General features: G+C 63.7%; 15 protein-coding genes. 5 read left to right on the top strand and 10 right to left on the bottom strand.

The genetic code is table 11. The annotated features are described in order from the left end of the window. Positions 1-59: 59 nt before the first annotated feature. The 6 genes from SO180_RS12275 to SO180_RS12250 all read right to left on the bottom strand — a co-directional run bounded on the left by SO180_RS12275 (position 60) and on the right by SO180_RS12250 (position 5979). Positions 60-1178 (bottom strand): cobalamin-independent methionine synthase II family protein, encoded by a 1119-nt coding sequence (locus tag SO180_RS12275; RefSeq protein ID WP_449379079.1) that lies wholly within the window; start codon positions 1176-1178, stop codon positions 60-62. A gap of 78 nt (positions 1179-1256) precedes the next feature. Then, positions 1257-1973 carry an ABC transporter ATP-binding protein gene (locus tag SO180_RS12270; RefSeq protein WP_449379078.1) on the bottom strand — a complete coding sequence of 239 codons (717 nt, stop codon included), beginning with the start codon at positions 1971-1973 and terminating at the stop codon, positions 1257-1259. Further along, entirely contained in the window at positions 1966-2721 is a 756-nt protein-coding gene (locus SO180_RS12265; RefSeq protein WP_449379077.1) for an ABC transporter ATP-binding protein, read from the bottom strand. The genes SO180_RS12270 and SO180_RS12265 overlap by 8 nt, the downstream gene beginning before the upstream one ends. Then, positions 2718-3746: a branched-chain amino acid ABC transporter permease gene (locus SO180_RS12260; RefSeq protein WP_449379076.1), complete on the bottom strand. Its 1029-nt coding sequence runs from the start codon at positions 3744-3746 to the stop codon at positions 2718-2720. Before SO180_RS12260 ends, SO180_RS12265 begins: the two co-directional genes overlap by 4 nt. A 9-nt stretch (positions 3747-3755) precedes the next feature. Next, positions 3756-4625, bottom strand: a complete 870-nt coding sequence (locus tag SO180_RS12255) for a branched-chain amino acid ABC transporter permease (RefSeq protein WP_449379075.1) — start codon at positions 4623-4625, stop codon at positions 3756-3758. 175 nt (positions 4626-4800) lie between these two features. Further along, positions 4801-5979: an ABC transporter substrate-binding protein gene (locus SO180_RS12250; protein WP_449379074.1), complete on the bottom strand. Its 1179-nt coding sequence runs from the start codon at positions 5977-5979 to the stop codon at positions 4801-4803. Positions 5980-6510: 531 nt separating this feature from the next. On the opposite strand from SO180_RS12250, the gene SO180_RS12245 reads away from it, so the two are divergent. Further along, positions 6511-6795: a hypothetical protein gene (locus tag SO180_RS12245; protein ID WP_449379073.1), complete on the top strand. Its 285-nt coding sequence runs from the start codon at positions 6511-6513 to the stop codon at positions 6793-6795. A gap of 76 nt (positions 6796-6871) precedes the next feature. On the opposite strand, the gene purU is transcribed toward SO180_RS12245, so the two are convergent. Further along, the gene (gene purU / locus SO180_RS12240) at positions 6872-7735 is read right to left on the bottom strand and encodes a formyltetrahydrofolate deformylase (RefSeq protein WP_449379072.1); all 864 of its coding nucleotides are present in this window, start codon (positions 7733-7735) and stop codon (positions 6872-6874) included. Between the two features lie 139 nt (positions 7736-7874). Here purU and SO180_RS12235 point away from each other — a divergent pair, with 139 nt between their 5' ends. Then, positions 7875-8729, top strand: a complete 855-nt coding sequence (locus SO180_RS12235; RefSeq protein ID WP_449379071.1) for a uroporphyrinogen-III synthase — start codon at positions 7875-7877, stop codon at positions 8727-8729. Here the strand turns inward: SO180_RS12235 and SO180_RS12230 are convergent. Together SO180_RS12230 and SO180_RS12225 are read right to left on the bottom strand one after the other, a co-directional pair. Then, positions 8726-9406, bottom strand: coding sequence for a redoxin domain-containing protein (locus SO180_RS12230; protein ID WP_449379070.1), 681 nt, complete (start codon positions 9404-9406; stop codon positions 8726-8728). The genes SO180_RS12235 and SO180_RS12230 overlap by 4 nt on opposite strands. A gap of 21 nt (positions 9407-9427) precedes the next feature. Next, positions 9428-12751 carry an adenylate/guanylate cyclase domain-containing protein gene (locus tag SO180_RS12225; RefSeq protein WP_449379069.1) on the bottom strand — a complete coding sequence of 1108 codons (3324 nt, stop codon included), beginning with the start codon at positions 12749-12751 and terminating at the stop codon, positions 9428-9430. A 328-nt stretch (positions 12752-13079) separates the two neighbouring features. Between SO180_RS12225 and SO180_RS12220 the strand changes: the two genes are divergently transcribed. Beyond that, a complete protein-coding gene (locus SO180_RS12220) occupies positions 13080-14342 on the top strand; it encodes an MFS transporter (RefSeq protein ID WP_449379068.1) in 1263 nt (420 codons plus the stop codon). Positions 14343-14361: 19 nt separating this feature from the next. Here SO180_RS12220 and SO180_RS12215 read toward each other — a convergent pair whose 3' ends face one another. Further along, complete coding sequence (locus SO180_RS12215; RefSeq protein ID WP_449379067.1) at positions 14362-15036, bottom strand: Crp/Fnr family transcriptional regulator; 675 nt, start codon at positions 15034-15036, stop codon at positions 14362-14364. Positions 15037-15372: 336 nt separating this feature from the next. On the opposite strand from SO180_RS12215, the gene SO180_RS12210 reads away from it, so the two are divergent. Continuing rightward, on the top strand, positions 15373-16194 hold the full coding sequence (locus SO180_RS12210) for an ABC transporter ATP-binding protein (protein ID WP_449379066.1): 822 nt from the start codon (positions 15373-15375) through the stop codon (positions 16192-16194). Further along, entirely contained in the window at positions 16191-18122 is a 1932-nt protein-coding gene (locus tag SO180_RS12205) for a long-chain fatty acid--CoA ligase (protein ID WP_449379065.1), read from the top strand. The genes SO180_RS12210 and SO180_RS12205 overlap by 4 nt, the downstream gene beginning before the upstream one ends. The last annotated feature ends 5 nt before the right edge of the window (positions 18123-18127 follow it).

Raw genomic sequence — 18127 nt, 5'->3', positions numbered from 1 at the left:
GGGGAATGACAGCGGTAGGGCCCCTCCCCGTCACTCACGTGACGGATTACGTGGTGCTCTTAGTTGCCCCACACTTCCTTCGCGATCTCAACCGCCAGGCTGAGCTTGGCCCACTGCTCCTCCTCGGAGAGGATGTTGCCTTCCTCGGTCGAGGCGAAGCCGCACTGCGGGGAGAGCGCGAGCTGCTCCACCGGCGCGAACTTGGCGGCTTCCTCGAGACGGCGCTTGATGTCGTCCTTCTTCTCGAGCTCGCCGAACTTCGAGGTGATGACGCCGACCACGACGACCTTGTTGCCCTTGGGCAGGAAGCGCAGCGGCTCGAAGCCGCCGGCGCGGTCTGAGTCATATTCCAGGAAGTAGCCGTCGTAGTTGGTGCCGGCGAGCAGGGTTTCGGCGACCGGCTCGTAGCCACCCGAGGAGATCCAGGTCGAGCGGAAATTGCCGCGGCAGACATGGGTCGAGATCACCATGTCCGCGGGCTTCTCGGCGAGCGCATAGTTGATGATGCGCGAATAGATCTGCTGCAGACCATCGGGATTGTCGCCGCGCTCGCGCGCCTTCTTCAATTCGTCCTGCGAGCAGAGATAGGCCCACACGGTGTCGTCGAACTGGAGATAGCGGCAGCCGGCGTCGTAGAAGGCCTTGACGGCCTTGCGATAGGTCTTGCCGAGGTCCTCGTAGAAAGCATCGAGATCGGGATAGACGTCCTTGGAGATCGCCTTGCGGCCGCCGCGGAAATGCAGCACCGCGGGCGAAGGAATCGTCATCTTGGCGGTGACGTGGGCCTGATCGGCATACTTCTTCAGGAACTTGAAGTGGTCGAGCATCGGGTGGTGGTCGGGGAAGTCGAGCTTGCCGATCACCCGCACCGCGTCATGCCGTGTCTCGACGCCCGCGAACTGGATGCCGGTGTCCGGGTGGAACATTTCGCACCCGGTGAGCTTCGCCAGGAAGTCGAAATGCCACCAGGAGCGGCGGAATTCGCCGTCAGTTGCGAGCTTCAGGCCGATCGAGGCCTGCTTGTGCACGACCTTCTCGATCTCCACGTCCTCGATCTTGCGCAGATCATCGGCCGAGATCTCGCCCTTCTCCAGCTTCGCGCGAGCTTCCTTGATCTTCGCCGGACGCAGGAGGCTGCCGACCTCGTCGGCGCGGAAGGGGGCTTTGGTTCGCTGCATTGGTTCACTCCCAAATTTTCAATAGCGTTTTCAAGCGAAGTGGGTACCGGTTCGCGTGAAGAAGACGCGTCAGACAGACTAGTGGGCGGCCGCCCCGGCGACGCCCAGATGGCGCTCGAGGACCGATGGGTCGGCCTTCAGCGCGGCGCTCGGGGCGTCGTGGACGATCGTTCCGCGCTCCAATATCACAACGCGGTCGGCAAGCCCCAGAATCTTTTGGGCGTTCTGCTCGACGATGATCGAGCAGATGCCGCCGGCCCGGGTGATAGTCCCGATCGCCTTCAGAAGCTCCTCGACGATGATCGGCGCAAGACCCTCGGTCGGCTCGTCCAGCAACAGGACCTTGGGATTGAGGGTCAGCGCGCGGCCGATCGCCAGCATCTGCTGCTCGCCGCCGGAGAGCTGGTTGCCAAAATTGCTCCGCCGCTCCTTCAGCCGCGGGAACATCTCGTAGACCTTCTCGACCGTCCAGAGGCCGGGCTGAGCCACGGCGGTCATGTTCTCCTCCACCGTCAGCGAGCGGAAGATGTTGCGCTCCTGCGGCACCCAGCCGATGCCGGCGCGCGCGCGCTGGTCGGGCCGCAGCGAGGTGACATCGGCGCCGGCGAGCGCGACCCAGCCGGAAAAGCGCCGGGTGACGCCGACGATGGAGTTGATCAGCGTGGTCTTGCCGGTACCGTTGCGGCCCAGCAGCGCCAGCACCTGCCCCTCGGCGAGGCGCAAGGACATGTTGGGCAGCACCACCGCCTCGCCGTAGCCGACGCGAAGTGAGTCGATTGCGAGCAGGTCAGACATTGACCGCCTCCTCGCCGAGATAGACGGCCTTGACTTGCGGGTCGCGCGCCACTTGATCCGGCGGACCCTCCGTGAGCAGCGCGCCGGCAACCAGTACCGAGATGCGGTCGGCGAACGAGAAGACGAGATCCATGTCATGCTCGATCAGGAGCACGGTGACGTCACGGGGCAGCGCTGCGACCACGGCCAGGATGTCGTGGCGCTCGCTCTCGGGCACGCCGGCGGCGGGTTCATCTAACAGCAGCACGCGCGGCTTGGCCGCGATTGCGACCGCGATCTCGAGCAAGCGCTGCTTGCCATACGGCAGCGTCACGGTCTGCTCGTTCATGACGTCGAGCAAATGGAAGTGCTTGAGGAGCTCGGCAATCTCGCCATTGACGTCGTCGCGGGTGCCCATGCGCCGCCACCAGTCGCCGCCATGGCCGAGGCGTTCGGAGACCGCTAGCCCAATGGTTTCGAGCGGCGTCAGGTCGGGATAGAGCTGGTTGATCTGGAAGGTGCGCGACAGGCCGCGCAGCACGCGCTTGTGCACGGGCAGATCGGTGATGTCCTGGCCTTCGAGCAGGATGCGTCCCGAGTTCGGCTTGAGCACGCCGGTAAGCTGGTTGATCACCGTGGTCTTGCCGGCGCCGTTCGGGCCGATCAGGGCGTGACGGGCGCCCTGCTCGATCTTGAGCGACAGGTCGCGCGTGACGCGCAGGCCTCCGAACGTCTTTTCGAGATTCTGGGTTTCGAGCGCGATGGTCATGCGTCGCCCTCCGGCACGGCGACGACCGCCTTGCGACCGGCTACCTGCTTGATGATCAGGTTCGGCACGAACAGCACCCAGCGATGCAGGCGCTGGCGGCCGACCAGCACGATCACGACCAGCACGAGGCCGATCCAGAACTGCCAATATTGCGGGGTGATCGTCGAGAACCATTCCTGCAGCATGCGGAACACGACCGCGCCGATCAGCCCGCCATAGAGATAACCGGTGCCGCCGATCACGAGCACCAGCATCAGATCGGCCGAGCGCTCGAAGGCGAACACGTCGAGCGAGGCGATCGCGGTAGTCTGGGTGAACAGCGCGCCCGCAATCCCCGCATAGAACGCGGCGAGCGTATAGATCGCGATCAGGCGGCGGTTGACGGGAATGCCGATGGCGGCGGCTCGGAGCGGATTGTTCTTGATGGCGCGCAGCGACAGGCCGAACGGCGAATGCACGATGCGGCGCGCGAGCAGAAACAGCACGAACAGGACGGCGACGGAATAGAAGAACCCGGTCTTGCCGAACATGTCGAAGGCAAGCACCCCAAAAATCGGCTGCATCTCGATGCCTTGCAGACCATCAGTGCCGCCTGTGATGTTGGAGAAGCGCTCGGCCAGTGCCTCCAGCAGCAGCGCGATGCCGAGCGTGACCATCAGCCGGGTCAGGTCGACACCACGGATCACCAAGAAGCTCGTGGCGAAGCCGAGCACCATCGCGGCGAGGCCCGCGACGATCAGCGCAAGCACCGGCTCGTTGATGATGCCGTGCAGCGCAAGAAGCCCAGCGGCATAGGCGCCGACGCCGAAGAAGGCGGCATGTCCGAGCGAGACGATACCGGCATAGCCAAGGATCAGGTCGAGCGACATCGCAAACAGCGCGAGCCGCACGATGTCGGTCATGATCAGGTAGCGCGAGGGAAACACGAAGCCGCAGGCCAGCACGATCAGCCAGAATGCGACTTCGCCATAGTGCCAGCGCGCATGTCGCTGGGCGTGATAACCGACGTCGGATGCAGCGCTCATCGGCTCAACTCAACGTGCGGCCGTGCGGCCGAACAGGCCGTTCGGGCGCCAGATCAGGATCACGATCATCATGGTGTAGATCACGAACGGACCCATCTTGGGCACGTAGTACTTGCCGGCGACGTCGCCGATGCCGAGCAGCAGCGACGCCAGAAATGGACCGGTAATTGAGGAGGAGCCGCCCACGGTGACCACGATCAGGAAGTAGATCATGAATTTCAGCGGGAAATACGGATCGAGCCCAAGGATCTCCGCGCTCAGCGCGCCGCCGAGGCCCGCGAGGCCGCAGCCGAAAGCAAAGGTGAAGGCGAACACCTGTGGCACGTTGATGCCGAGGCCACTCGCGGCGCGCGGATCGTCGACGGCGGCACGCAGACGGCTGCCAAAGCGGGTCTTCGCCAGCACGAGCTGGAGCGCGATGGTGAGGAGCCCGCAGATGATGACGATCATCAGGCGGTAGCGGCCGATACCGACGCCGAACAGGTCGAACTGGCCTTGGAGCGCCGCCGGCAGATTGATGAACACCCGCGACGATCCCATGACGTAGTCGACCGCGGCGACCGACATGAACGTCAAGCCAATCGTGAACAGCACCTGGTCGAGATGGCTGCGCGCATAGAGGTGGCGGTAGAGCGTTCGCTCCAGCGCGATGCCGATCACGGCGGCGGAGACGAAGGCGAGCGGTAGTGCGGCGAAAAACGGCCAGCCCTGCTGGTTGACCAGCACGGCGCAGATATAGCCGCCGGACATCGCAAAGGCGCCGTGCGCGAGATTGACGAAGTTCATCAGGCCGAGCGTGACCGCGAGCCCGCAAGCGAGCACGAACAGCAGCATGCCGTAGGCAACGCCATCGAACAGGTTGGTGAGGATTGCGGTCATCGAGGGCAGATCGTTGTCGAAAAGATATGAGGTCTGCTGTGCTCCCTCTCCCGCTTGCGGGAGAGGGCTGGGGAGAGGGTCTCTCCGCAACGGGACAATCCCCGTATTGAGGGAGCCCTCACCCGTCGCTTCGCGCCGACCTCTCTCGCAAGCGGGAGAGGTTTAGAAAAGCGCGTCACTTCTTGGTCTTGCCGAGATCCTTGACGGCTTCGAACGTCTGGAATTCGACATTGTAGAGCTCGCCGTCGACCTTCTCGACCTTGCGGATGTAGATGTTCTGCACGATGTCGCGGGTCTCGGGATCGATCGAGATCGGGCCGCGCGGGCTCTCCCACTTCTGCCCCTTCATAGCCTCGATCAGCTTGGTGCCGTCGGTGTCGCCATTCGTCTTCTTGAGCGCCTCGTAGATCAAATGGATGCCATCATAGCCGCTCACGGCCATGAAGCCCGGACGGTTGCCGAACGCCTTCTTGTAGGCAGCGACGAAGTCCTTGTTCATCTGCGAGGGATGCGCCGCGGAGTAGAGATGCGCGGTCACGGTGCCCAGCACGGCATCGCCCATGTTGTTGAGGAGATCGTCGTCGGTGACGTCGCCCGGCCCGATCACCTTGATGCCTGCCTTGTCGAGGCCACGTTCGGCATACTGCTTCATGAAGTTGCCGCCCTGGCCGGCCGGCACGAACACGAAGATCGCGTCGGGTTTTGCGTCCTTCATGCGCTGGAGAAACGGCGCAAAGTCGGGATTGGCGAGCGGCGTCTTGACCTCTTCGACCACCTCACCGCCGCCGGCGACAAAATGCTCCTTGAAGAAGTTGAGCGCGTCATTGCCCGGCGCATAGTCCGAGGTCAGCGTCGCGACCTTCTTGATGCCGTTCTTCACCGCCCAATCGCCGATAATGGTCGAGGACTGCGCCAGCGTGAAGCTAGTGCGCACGATGTAGGGCGAGCGCTCGGTGATGATCGAGGTGCCGGCCGCCATCACGACTTCCGGAATCTTGGCTTGGGTGGCGAGCGGCGCAGCGGCGAGTGCCGCCGGCGTCACGCCGAAACCGGCGATGAAATTGACCTTGTCGTTGACGATCAGCTCCTGCGCGGCCGTCTTGGTCTTATCGGGAATCGCGGCATCGTCCTTGACGATGATCTCGACCTTCTTGCCGGCGACGGTGTCGCCCTTCTGCTGCATGTAGAGCTTGATCGCGTTCTCGATCTGCTTGCCGGTCGAGGCCTGGCCGCCGGTCATTGGCAGAATCAGGCCGACCTTCACGGTATCTTCCGCCCTGGCAGGCGCGACGGCCGCAAGGCCCGCGATAGCGGCCACCGCGGCGGCCCGAGAAAACACGTTGCGTTCGAACATCAGATGTCCCTCCCCTTCATTCCTGACCTCTCGTGTGCCGGACCGAGCGCCTGGTCCTTGCCTCACCCTGGCTCGCGCGCGAGCGTTGTCGCGCGCCACATGGCGTCTTTCGCGCCCCCATTGTCAATCGGACGTTTGGCGACCATTCGGCGCAAGCCGCGTTCCGGTTGCCAGCAGCGGGAGCCGTATTGCGGTTACGTCGAGGTAACCTGAGCATCCCGACGCTAGCCATACTATTTGTACGCTTGTACAAATAAAATGGACTTGTCAACGAAAAACCCCGTCGCCGAACAGGGCACTTTGTCGCGAAGCCGCCGCGGCAGTCCACAGATGGGACGAGCGGCGTGGATGGAGGATTTCGGCTTCCCCTTGCAGAATCTGTATATCCGGAAATTCTCGAGACCGCCGCAAAAATGGTATGATGTAACCTATCTCGAATAAGTCTATTTTACCTTGTTGATGGCTAGTCTCCTCGGCGCCGGCTCCAGCCGGCCTCCGGCTAACCCGTTCCGATTCCCTACGCTACTTACAATGTCGAAACGTTTCCGCTTCCTCCTCATCCTCCTCGCGCTCACGGCGGGGCTGTCCGGCTGCGGCACGGTGAACGAGAAACTGTCGGCCGGCATGGGCGACTACATTCCGCAATGGGCTGGCGGCCTGCCGGCGGACGCACCGCCGCGACCGGGCACGCCGCAATACGACGCCTACATGAAAGAGCGCGAGCGCAAGCGGCTGATGCCGGCGGCCGACCGCGAGAAGGAAGAGCAGGCGCAGAAGGGCGCCACGGGCTCGACGTCAGGCGGCGCGGTTCATTGAAGAGGCGAATGGCGAATAGGGAATAGCGAATAGGAAGCTCCGCTTCTTCCACCCACTATTCGCCACTCGTCATCCACTAATCCACGAACACCACGGTCTTGCGCCCGTTGAGGATGACGCGGTCGTCGAGATGGTAGCGCATCGCGCGCGCCAGCACGCGGCGTTCGATGTCGCGGCCCTTGCGGACGAGATCCGCCGGCGTGTCGCGATGGCTGATCCGCTCGACGTCCTGGTCGATGATCGGACCTTCGTCCAGATCGCGCGTGACGTAATGCGCGGTCGCTCCAATCAGCTTCACACCGCGCTCATGAGCCTGGTGATAGGGCTTTGCGCCCTTGAAGCCCGGCAGGAACGAGTGGTGGATGTTGATGCAGCGTCCCGACAGCTTTGCGGATAGATCGTCCGACAGGATCTGCATGTAGCGGGCGAGCACCACGAGATCGGTCTTCGTCCTGGCGACGAGATCGAGGATCTGCCCCTCCTGCTCGCGCTTGGTTTCCCTGGTGATCGGCAGATGGTGGAACGGGACCTCGCCGAAATCGAGCCCGGCATAGGCCTCGCGCGGATGGTTGGAGACGATCGCGGTCGGGCTCATCGGCAATTCGCCGGTGCGCCAGCGATAGAGGATGTCGACCAGGCAGTGGTCGGACTTCGATACCAGCAGCATCACGCGGCGATGCGCGGCGCGGTCGCGCATCTGCCATTCCATGCCGAAGCGCTCCGCGATCGCGGCAAAGCCGGTCTGCAAGGCCGACAGTTCGACGGCGAGATCGGCCGCCGTGAACACGACTCGCATGAAGAACTTCTTGGTCTCCACGTCGTCGAACTGCTGGGCGTCGAGAATGTTCTGACCGTTATGGGCAAGGAAGGTCGACACTGCCGAGACGATGCCGGGGCGATCCGGACAGGAAAGCGTCAGAACGTATTGATGGTCGGGCATGAGCTTGATGAAGGTTTGGGCAAACGATACGGAACAGGCCGATTTGCGTCCTGCTCTATCACCGGAGCCCGCCTTGCGCCAATCCCAAGAGCGGAGTCAGGATGAACGTAACATTGCAATTGCAAAGCGAGGCTCGACCATGGCCGACCGGCTGAACGGCTACCGCATCCTGATCCTGGAAACGCGCGAGGAGGCCCAATTTTCCAAGCTTCTCGCCGAACAAGGCGCCGACGTCGTGCAATGCCCGATGTTCGCCATTCACGACGCGCCGGATCCCGCGCCGGTCGAGGCCTGGATCCGACGCTGTATCGACAAGCCGTTCGACGACCTCGTGCTGATGACCGGCGAAGGCCTGCGACGGATGATGAAGCTCGCGCGCGAGCGCGGGATCGATCAGGCGTTTGTCGCAGCGCTCGCCAAATCGCGAAAATTCACCCGCGGGCCGAAGCCGGGGCGCGCCCTGCGCGAGGTCGGGCTGGAGGCGCAGCAGACCACGGAAAAGCCGACCACCGAGGGCGTCATCGAGATGCTGGCAAAGACCGATCTCGGGGGGCACAGCCTCGGCCTGCAGGTCTATCCGGACAAGGATCACAGCGCGCTGATCGGCTCGCTCGAGGCGCAAGGCGCCGAAGTCGATACCGTGTTGCCCTATGTCTACGATCCGAAGGCGGCGGATGCGAATATCGTCACCGCGATCGACGACATGGCGGAAGGGCGGATCGATGCCATCGCGCTCACCAATCTCGGCCAGGTGCGCCGCCTGATCGAAGCCGCGAGGGCGCATGGCAGTGAGGCGCGCCTGCGCGCTGGGTTCGAGCGGACGCTGATTGCATCGGTGGGGCCGGCGGTCTCGAGCGAGCTCGCGGCGCACGGCTTGCGCACCGACGTCTCACCGGTGGAAGACCACTACTTCATGCGCCCGCTCATCTCGGCGGTGGCGGCGGCGCTCGCAGAGAAACGGCCGAACGTGGCGGGTCAATCGCCAGGTACCTAGCCCGCCACCTGCGAGGCGGCCGACATCAACTCCTGTGGGCTCGGCGCTCCGAACATGCGTTGGCCGCCGTCAGGAACCTCCGTAAACGTCCAGCGCACGATCCCTTCCCGATCGAGCAGGAACTGGCCGAACAGCTGGCCTTGGCCGGTCGCCGCCATGCGCTGATCGGCTTCCATCATCTCGTAGCCGTCCTTGTTGTTGAGGTACTCGGCCGCCGCCGGCCGATTCATCGGCCCGGGCAATTCGCCTGGCATCGCGACCGGCATGCTCATGACCACATCCATGCCCACCTTACGCGGCCACTCGGTTTCGTTTTCCGTGAACTCGAGATTGGGCAGGCCGAACGCGCGATGCGAGACCCGCTCGGGGTCGGACGCGGCGAGCAGGTTGGGCAATGGATGATAGCGGAAGTAGAGCCGCGCGCGATCGATCGGCGTATTGACCACCGTGAGACTTTCGATGCCCTTCCCGCGCAGCGCGCCGTCAAGCTGCGCCTGCGCCGCGATATGGCGCCGGCAGAACGGGCAGTGCAGGCCACGAAACAAGCCGACCAATATTGGACTGTGCCCGCGATAATCCTCGAGCGCGATCTTTCCTTCGCGCGTGATGGCGTCCAGCACGATGTTCGGTGCGCGATCGCCCGGTTGAAGTGGTCCATCGAGATGGCGGTCTGACATCATTGAACTCCCTCACATTGGCTAGTCAAGAAACGGCAGTACGATCAGTCCAGCAGGATCAAGCCCGTGCCGGTCGCAGACGTCCTGGGCTAGCGCGAAATATCGCTCGGCCTCGGGCATGTCGCCGCGATCAAGGTTCAGCGTCGCAAGACCATCATAGCACGGAAACAGCTGCTGCGGCTCGCCGGTTTCGTTCGCCACCTCGATGGCCTCGTTGTAGCAGCGGACGGCGAGGTCGGGACGGAAATGGCATTGATGGATCTGCCCAAGAACGATCAGCGGCACCGGGAGATGCTCGCGCTGGTCGAGCGCACGATCGATCTCGACCGCCTTTTCGGCAGCCGGCACTCCCTCGTCGGTACATCTGTCCGTGAAAGTGCAACAGGCGACGGCAAAGTTGGCGAGGAGTCGCGCCTGGAAGCCGAGATCGCCTATGCGACGCGCCACCCCGAGTCCGCGCCGGCAAACCTCCATGGCTTGCGCCGGATCGACGATCGTATAGAGCACGCTGAGGTTGGTGTAGCCGCGACACGCCGCGTTGAGCAGGCCGGCGGCTTCCGCTGCCGCGACACTTTGCTCCACCTCGCCCACGGCCTCCTGGTGCCGTCCAAGCCGGGCCAGCGCGACCCCCTTGGTGTTGAGCGCCTCCGCAATAGCGCGCGCCGCCTCGAGCCCGGCCTGCCCGTCCGCGTCCGCCGGCACGGACCTCGCATAGCCGAGTGCCTCCTCCGCCCATCTTGCGGCAGCGACGTGATCACCCACGCGAAACGCAAGTCGGCCGCGTTCTTGCAGGAGGTGCGCCCACTCGATCGGCGCCTCGATGCCGCCAAGCCGGTCAGCCGCTTCAGCATAGTGCGCCTCTGCCTTGATGCGCTTGCCGGCGTCCCACAACAATCGGCCGAGCTTGCGAAGAATTCGCGCTTCACCGATGCTGTCCCGTGCGATGCGGTGCCCCTCCAGGGCACTCTGGTAGTGCTCCTCGGCAGCACTTCGGCGGCCGGCCACGCGACACAGGTCCGCGATGCGCTCGCACAAGACCAGGCACTCCGGCTCCCGTTCACTACCGGTCGACAGCACGGAAAGGGACTGCTGGTAGAAACGCAGGGCATCGTCGTTGGCATAGCTCGCGCGCGCGCGATCGCCGGCCGCGCCCAGATAACGCGCTCCTTTCGACTTGCTTGCGCTCAGACTGAAGTGGTGTCCAAGCAAGATGAGATCTTCGAGCCGCTCGGGCTCGTTGCCATAGAGCCGCTCCAGAGCGGCACCAATGCGACCATGGAGCTCGATCCGTCGCTGCATTAGCAGGTTCTGATAGATCACGTCCTGGAGCATGGTTTGCGTGAAGCGATAGCTCCGCAGCGAAATCGTGTTCGAGCCTGCGACCTCCTCGATGATCTCGGCGTCGCACAGAAGTTCGAGCCCTGCCTCGACCCTCGCCCGCTCGGTTGCTGTCGCACCGAGAACAGCCGCATCAAAGCGCGGACCGATCACCGCAGCCTCCTGAGCCAGGCGGCGCACCTCGTGCGGCAACCGGTCCAGGCGCGCCAGCAAAAGCGCCTGAACGCTTGCCGGAATATCGGTAGCGGCTTCATCCGACTTCATCCGCCACTGCGCACCATCACGCTCGACGGCGCCGGCTTCGATGAGGCCGCGAATGATCTCCTCGAGGAAAAGCGGGTTGCCGCTCGCGCGCTCGAGGATTCGACTGAACAGCTGTCCCGGTGCCTCACGCCAACCATGACTGAAGTAGGCCGCGAGCAGTTTTTGTCCGTCAGCATCGCCAAGCGGAGACAGCCGAAGGGTCGTGTGACTGATCCGACTCGAACCGAACTGATCAAGCTCGAGCATTGGCCGATGGGTGAACAGCAGCATCAGCCGCGTCCGCTCCAGCCGATCCATAAGGAATCGCAGTGCTTCAAGCGACACCGCATCGGCCCAGTGCAGGTCCTCGACGATGATCAGAAGCGGTGACAAGGCGAGGCGGCGTTCGAAGACGGTGCGGATCGCGAAAAAGATCTGTCGACGGAGCTGTTCGGGCTCGACATGCCTGAGCACGGCGCTGGGGTCGCCGAGGCCAAGAACGTGCAGATAGAGGGGCATCAAGCGGTCGGTCTCCTCGGCCGCGAGGCCAAGCTCCGACAGCGCTTCGGCAAGCTTCGCCTCCGCCTCTGCGGCGCTGGCCTTCTGCGCGATGCCATAGGCGCTGCGCAACACCGCGGCGAGTGTGCCGTAGGATTGTTCGCCCAGAGGCGAGCAGACGGCCTGCCGGATCGCCACACCCGCGAAGCGATCCTCATCGCGGATGCGAGCGACGAATTCGTTCACCAGGCGCGTTTTCCCGATTCCTGCTTCGCCGACCAGCCGCACCAGTTGAGCCGCGCCGCTGCACGCGCGATCAAGGCTGCCGATCACGCGGGCAAGCTCGGTGTCGCGCCCGATCAGGGGCGCGCTGAGGCCTAGCGTGTCGAGGCCTCTTGCTGCACGGGGCGTGTCGAGCGCCCCCTTCAGACGATGGACCAGGACGCTGCCCATCTTGCCCTTGAGCGAGACCTCGCCAAGCGAGTCATAGGAGAAAGCATGCCGGGTCAGACGGTGGGTCAGCGGCCCGACCAGGACCTCGCCCGGAGGCGCCATGGACTGCAATCGCTGTGCGGTATTCACCGTGTCGCCGGTTACCGAATAGGATTTGGCAACACCCACACCCAACCCTCCCGCAACGACATGCCCGGTGTTGATACCGACATGGAGCAGCAGCGGTGAGCCGGCATACGCCTTCGCGCGTTCGCTGAGGCGCGCCGTCCGGCTGATCATGTCCAGAGCCGCGCGGATCGCCCGCTCAGGGTCGTCCTCGTGCGCGGCTGGCGCACCAAAAAGAGCAAGCAGCGCATCGCCGATGAATTTGTCCACGAAGCCGCCAAAGCTCTGCACCGCGGCCGTCAGTTCCTCGAATAGTTCGTTCTGAAGCGTCTGCATGACCTCGGGGTCGAGCCGCTCGGTCATCGCAGTGAAGCCGCTGAGGTCGGCAAACAGCACGGTGATGGTACGACGATTTGCCTCGCTATCGATCTTCTCGGGCTGCGGTCGAAACGCGTGTTGAGCCTCAACCGTCGGCGCGAGCGGCGGCGAGGAGGACCTGATCGGGATGATCGTCGGGCTCGTCCGCACCGATGCCTGCCCGCCGCCTTGGGGGGCCTCACAGACGAGAGCGCCGCATTTCGGGCAATATGCGAAATCCGGCGCACATGGAAAGCCGCAGCCAGGGCACGCGCGCGGCTGCTTCGTGCCGCACTTCGGGCAGAAGGCAAAGCCACTCTGAACCTCGAAACCGCAACCCGAGCAGTTCATGGCCCAAGACCCTGTCCAAGACCTTTCATGGCCCAAGACCTTTCATGGCCCAAGACCTCGTGTACGCCGCGATGGCGCGATCCCCTGGCTCCTGCCGAATGGGTCCGGGGTGTGGACCAGAATGGGCTCGACGCGCCGGAAGAGCAAGCGGCGGCTCGTCTATCCCTCCACGAAACGGGTTGCGCAACGCATGGCACATCGCCTGATGTCGGCTAGCATGGCGGCATGCGGTAGCGTCAATTGACACGCGTATCGCCGGCACTACGCTGACGAACAGAAAAAGCAAATAATAAGGGCAGGGAATCGCCGTGAAACCCGTCATCACATCTTGAGCACAGCCACACGACCTTCCGCGCTCGCGCCGTTCCGCATCCGCAACTATCGCTTTCAATGGCCATCCGATCTGCTCACCTCCTGGGCATTCGAGGTGGAAACGCTGGTGCTCGGCTGGTACATCATGGTGGAGACCGGCTCGGTGCTGCTGCTCACGATCCTGGCATCGCTGCAATATGTCGGGACACTGACCGCACCGGTGTTCGGGATGATCGGAGACCGCATGGGTCACCGGGATCTTCTCGTCGCCATGCGTCTTGCCTATACGGCGCTGTCCTCGACCATCATGGCGCTGGCCCTAAGCGGCCATCTGGCACCGCTCAATGTGATGATCATCGTCGCGGTCATGGGCCTGATCCGTCCTTCGGATCTCGGGATTCGCGGTGCGCTGCTCGCCAGCATCATGCCGGCCGAACAACTGGTTGGTGCCATCAGCCTGTCGCGCACGACCCAGGATAGTGCACGCATCGCGGGCGCCTTGACCGGCGCCGGTCTGTTTGCCGCGCTTGGTATCGGCCTCGTTTATGTGGCGATCGCCTGTCTCTACTTCGTGGCCGCGATCCTGATGCTCTGCCTGACCCGGCCGCCAAAGTCCTCTGCCGCAAGCCATCGCCCGGTGGACGACCGCACCGGCGCGAGACTGATGCGCGACCTGAAAGAGGGCATCGTTTACGCCTGGAATGGCCCAGGGATGAGAGCGGCGCTCTGCGTCGCGTTTTTGGCCAATCTGACGGCATTTCCGCTGACGAACGGACTATTGCCTTTCGTCGCGCGCGACATCTTTCATACCGATCAGACCGGTCTCGGCTATCTGTCGGCGAGTTTCGCCGTGGGCTCGCTGATCGGTTCGATCACGCTCAGCCTTGTGGGCGGCTTGCGCATCGCCCGGCTTCTGATCGGCGCGACACTCGCCTGGTACGCGATGCTGCTGGTGTTCGTCGGACTGAGGACCATGCCGGTCGCCATGGCCTGCCTCGTGCTCGCCGGCATCGCCCAGAGCATGTCGATGATATCAGCCGCAGTGATCCTGATGCGTGCGGCGAGCGCGCACCTCCGGGGCCGCGTGATGGGGGTGCGCATGATGGTGATCTACGGCTTGCCGCTCGGGCTGCTCGCGGCGGGCAGCTTGATCGATCGCATCGGCTATTCGGCGACGGGCTCGCTGTATGCGATCTCTGGGTTCATCGCGATGATGGCGATTGCGGTGCGCTGGCGCGACGATCTGTGGCCGGCACACGCGCCAGCCAATGCGCGATGAAGGATTGGCGCCGCCAGCCCTAATCCCCATATCCGCGCAACCGCTCGACATCGAGGATGGTGATGCCACCATATTCGAGCCGCAGCAGCCCCTCCTTCTCGAGCCGGTTCAGCGCGCGGTTCGCGTTCTGCCGCGACATGCCCGAGAGTGCGCCGATCTCCTCCTGCGTGATCTCCAGATGCGTCTTGGAATCCGGATAGAGGATCGGGTTGAACAGCGAAGCGATGCTGCGAGCAAGGCGTGCGGTGGCGTCCAGCGTGCGGTTGACCTCGAGCATGCCGATGAACTGGCCGAGCCGCTCGTTGAGCTGGCGCACCAGGAAGCGGTTGAAGCCGACGCTGTTCTCGAACAGCCACAGGAAGGCACTGCGCTCCATGAGAGCGAGACGGCTGTCGCGGAGCGCGACCACTTCGTAACGCCGCGGCTCGTTCTTGAGCACGCTGCCCTCGCCGAACCAGGCTCCCGCGGTGAGCCCCGCCAAACTCGTCTCCTTGCCGTCGCGCGATACCCCGCCCATCCGCGCGAGCCCACTGACCACGCCGGCCCAATAGTCGAACTTGTCGCCGCGCATGAAGACGGTCTCGCCGTTGACATAGGATTTTTCGATAATCCCGGCGCGGGCAACCTCAATCTCGCGCATCGTGAGCTCGCGCGACCAGGCGGCGACGCGCTTCAACTGATCCTCCGAAATCATGATCCCAAGGCCAACCGCACCGTAACGTCACCCCGCCCGATTGCTGCACCGCAGCAAGTTCGCATCGCTCGCCCTGCGGCAAAAGAAGCAGTCCCCACCCCCGCGAAAAACTTTGCCGACGAATTGTCAGGCGCAAGACATTTCAAAATAGCGCTTTACCCTATTGAGGACCACCTCTCGCGGTGCGGCTTTTGTTCCCAATGGGGACAACGCCGCATCGCGTGATCGGGCCGGGACCATCGGCTGCATGGTTTCGTCCGAACGGCCGATATAGGATCGGCCCAAGGAAATGGACGAAAGAGCGCAAAAGCGCCGTCGCCGGGGAGGGAATTATTGGTGGCAACCAGTCTTGAAGTGCGCGGCGTGTCCTTGCGGTTCGGCGGCGTCCGCGCGCTGACCGACGTCAGCTTTTCCATCAAGGACGGCGAACTGTTCTCGATCATCGGCCCCAACGGCGCCGGCAAAACCTCGATCGTGAACTGTATTTCCGGTCGATACAGGCCGACCGAAGGCCAACTGTTCTACCAGGACCGCGACATCACTGGATTGACGCCGAACGCCCGCGCCTCGCTCGGCATTGGGCGCACCTTCCAGAATCTCGCGCTGTTCCATCATATGAGCGTGCTCGACAACATCATGGTCGGCCGCCATCACCTGCTGAAGAACAATTTCATCACGGGCTCACTGTACTGGCTGACCGGCGCGCGCAAGGAGGAGCTCGCGCACCGCCGCAAGGTCGAGGAGATCATCGACTTTCTCGACCTGCAATCGGTTCGAAAAGCGCAAGCCGGCACCCTGCCCTACGGCTTGCGCAAACGCGTCGAGCTGGCACGCGCGATGGCGCTGGAGCCGCGCCTTATTCTCCTCGATGAACCGATGGCCGGCATGAACTTCGAGGAAAAGGAGGACATGGCCCGCTACATCGTCGATCTCAACGAGGAGTTCGGGATGACGGTGGTGATGATCGAGCACGACATGGGTGTGGTGATGGATATTTCCCACCGGGTCATGGTGCTGGATTTCGGCCGCAAGATCGCCGAGGGCGATCCGGCCGCGGTGCTGGCCGATCCCCATGTCAAGCGCGCCTATCTTGGCGAAGAGGACGAGGTGCTGGTCGATCCCGACGACAAGCCCGCGGCCCCGGAGTGCGCGGCATGATGGACTATGCGGGACGCGTCGCGCAGGCCGACACCTATCCGAAACTGCTGCGGCTGAATGCGAAGGAGCATGGCAGCGAGATCGCGCTGCGCGAGAAGGATTTCGGGCTCTGGCGTCTCTTCACCTGGAGAGACTACCAGAGCCGGGTGCGCGATTTCGCGCTCGGCCTCGTCGAGCTCGGCCTTGGGCGCGGCGACGTCATCGGCATCATCGGCGACAACCGGCCGGACTGGGTCGCCGCCGAAGTGGCGACCCATGCGATCGGCGGTCTGAGCCTCGGACTCTATCGCGACGTGCTGGATGAGGAGGCGTCCTATCTCCTCAACTACGGCGAGGCGCAGCTCGTCTTCGCCGAGGACGAGGAGCAGGTCGACAAGCTGTTGGGGCTAGCCGATCGCGTGCCGAAACTGAAGCACATCATCTATTCCGATCCGCGCGGGATGCGGAAATATGACGATCCGCGGCTGATGCCGGCCGAAAAGCTCGCCGAGCTCGGCCGCGCACGCGCGGCGCGCGAGCCGGGGCTTTACGACAAGCTGGTGGACGAAACCAAGGGCGAGGACGTCGCGATTCTCTGCACCACCTCGGGCACCACGTCCCATCCGAAGCTCGCGATGCTCGCCGCCGGCCGCGTGCTCGGCCACTGCGCGACCTATCTCGCCTTCGATCCGAAGGGGCCGGACGACGAGTACGTCTCGGTGCTGCCGCTGCCGTGGATCATGGAACAAGTCTATGTGCTCGGCAAAGGCCTGCTCTGCCGGATGAAGATCAATTTCGTCGAAGAGCCCGACACCATGATGAACGATCTGCGTGAGATCGCGCCGACGTTCGTGCTCTTTGCGCCACGCGTATGGGAATCGATCGCTGCCGACGTCCGCGCCAAGGTGATGGACGCGACGCCATTCAAGCAGCGGCTGTTCGATCTTGGCATGAAGACCGGGCTTGCCGCGCTCGCGCAAGGCAAGCATTCGGGCCTCGCCGACATGATCCTGTTCCGCGTGTTGCGCGACCGCCTCGGCTTCACGCGGCTGCGCTCGGCTGCCACCGGTGGTGCCGCGCTCGGGCCTGATACCTTCAAGTTCTTCCAGGCGATGGGCGTGCCGCTGCGCACGCTCTACGGCCAGACCGAGCTGCTAGGGGCCTACACACTGCATCCCGACGGCAAGGTCGATCCTGACACCACCGGCGTGCCGATGGCCGACAGCGTCGAGATCCGCATCGACAACGCCGACGTCCACGGTGTCGGCGAGATCGTGGTGCGGCATCCCAACATGTTCCTGGGCTACTACAAGAACCCCGAGGCGAGCGTCGCCGACATCAGGGATGGCTGGATGCTGTCGGGTGATGCCGGCTATTTCAACGATAACAGGCAGCTCGTCGTCATCGACCGCATCAGGGACCTCGCAGAGACTTCGCGCGGTGAACGCTTCTCGCCGCAATTCATCGAGAACAAGCTGAAGTTCTCGCCCTATATCGCGGAAGCCGTAGTGTTGGGTGCCGGCCGCGACGCGCTCGCGACCATGATCTGCATCCGTTACTCCATCATCTCGAAATGGGCGGAGAAGAACCGGCTCTCATTCACGACCTATAGCGACCTCGCCTCGCGGCCGGAGGTCTATGCGCTGCTCCAGAAGGAAGTCGAGACCGTGAACGCGACGCTGCCGCCGGCACAGCGCATCTCGCGCTTCCTCCTGCTCTACAAGGAGCTCGACGCCGACGACGGCGAGCTCACCCGCACCCGAAAAGTGCGCCGCGGCGTCATCAACGAGAAGTATGCGGATATCATCGACGCCATCTATCGCAGCGACGCCAACATCCCCGTCGACGCCGTGATCCGCTTCCAGGACGGCACCACCCAGCGCGTCCGCACCACGCTGCGCGTGGTGGATCTGGACGCCGGCGCGCATATGGCGGAGGCCGCGGAGTGAGCCAG

The sequence above is a fragment of the Bradyrhizobium sp. UFLA05-112 genome (assembly GCF_053572325.1).
This window is presented reverse-complemented; position numbering and strand designations above follow the sequence as displayed.

Bases quoted from the DNA above. Each gene is read 5' to 3' on its own strand.
- SO180_RS12275 (WP_449379079.1), bottom strand. From the start codon at position 1,178: ATGCAGCGAACCAAAGCCCCCTTCCGCGCCGACGAGGTCGGCAGCCTC.
- SO180_RS12270 (WP_449379078.1), bottom strand. From the start codon at position 1,973: ATGTCTGACCTGCTCGCAATCGACTCACTTCGCGTCGGCTACGGCGAG.
- SO180_RS12265 (WP_449379077.1), bottom strand. From the start codon at position 2,721: ATGACCATCGCGCTCGAAACCCAGAATCTCGAAAAGACGTTCGGAGGC.
- SO180_RS12260 (WP_449379076.1), bottom strand. From the start codon at position 3,746: ATGAGCGCTGCATCCGACGTCGGTTATCACGCCCAGCGACATGCGCGC.
- SO180_RS12255 (WP_449379075.1), bottom strand. From the start codon at position 4,625: ATGACCGCAATCCTCACCAACCTGTTCGATGGCGTTGCCTACGGCATG.
- SO180_RS12250 (WP_449379074.1), bottom strand. From the start codon at position 5,979: ATGTTCGAACGCAACGTGTTTTCTCGGGCCGCCGCGGTGGCCGCTATC.
- SO180_RS12245 (WP_449379073.1), top strand. From the start codon at position 6,511: ATGTCGAAACGTTTCCGCTTCCTCCTCATCCTCCTCGCGCTCACGGCG.
- purU (WP_449379072.1), bottom strand. From the start codon at position 7,735: ATGCCCGACCATCAATACGTTCTGACGCTTTCCTGTCCGGATCGCCCC.
- SO180_RS12235 (WP_449379071.1), top strand. From the start codon at position 7,875: ATGGCCGACCGGCTGAACGGCTACCGCATCCTGATCCTGGAAACGCGC.
- SO180_RS12230 (WP_449379070.1), bottom strand. From the start codon at position 9,406: ATGTCAGACCGCCATCTCGATGGACCACTTCAACCGGGCGATCGCGCA.
- SO180_RS12225 (WP_449379069.1), bottom strand. From the start codon at position 12,751: ATGAACTGCTCGGGTTGCGGTTTCGAGGTTCAGAGTGGCTTTGCCTTC.
- SO180_RS12215 (WP_449379067.1), bottom strand. From the start codon at position 15,036: ATGATTTCGGAGGATCAGTTGAAGCGCGTCGCCGCCTGGTCGCGCGAG.
- SO180_RS12205 (WP_449379065.1), top strand. From the start codon at position 16,191: ATGATGGACTATGCGGGACGCGTCGCGCAGGCCGACACCTATCCGAAA.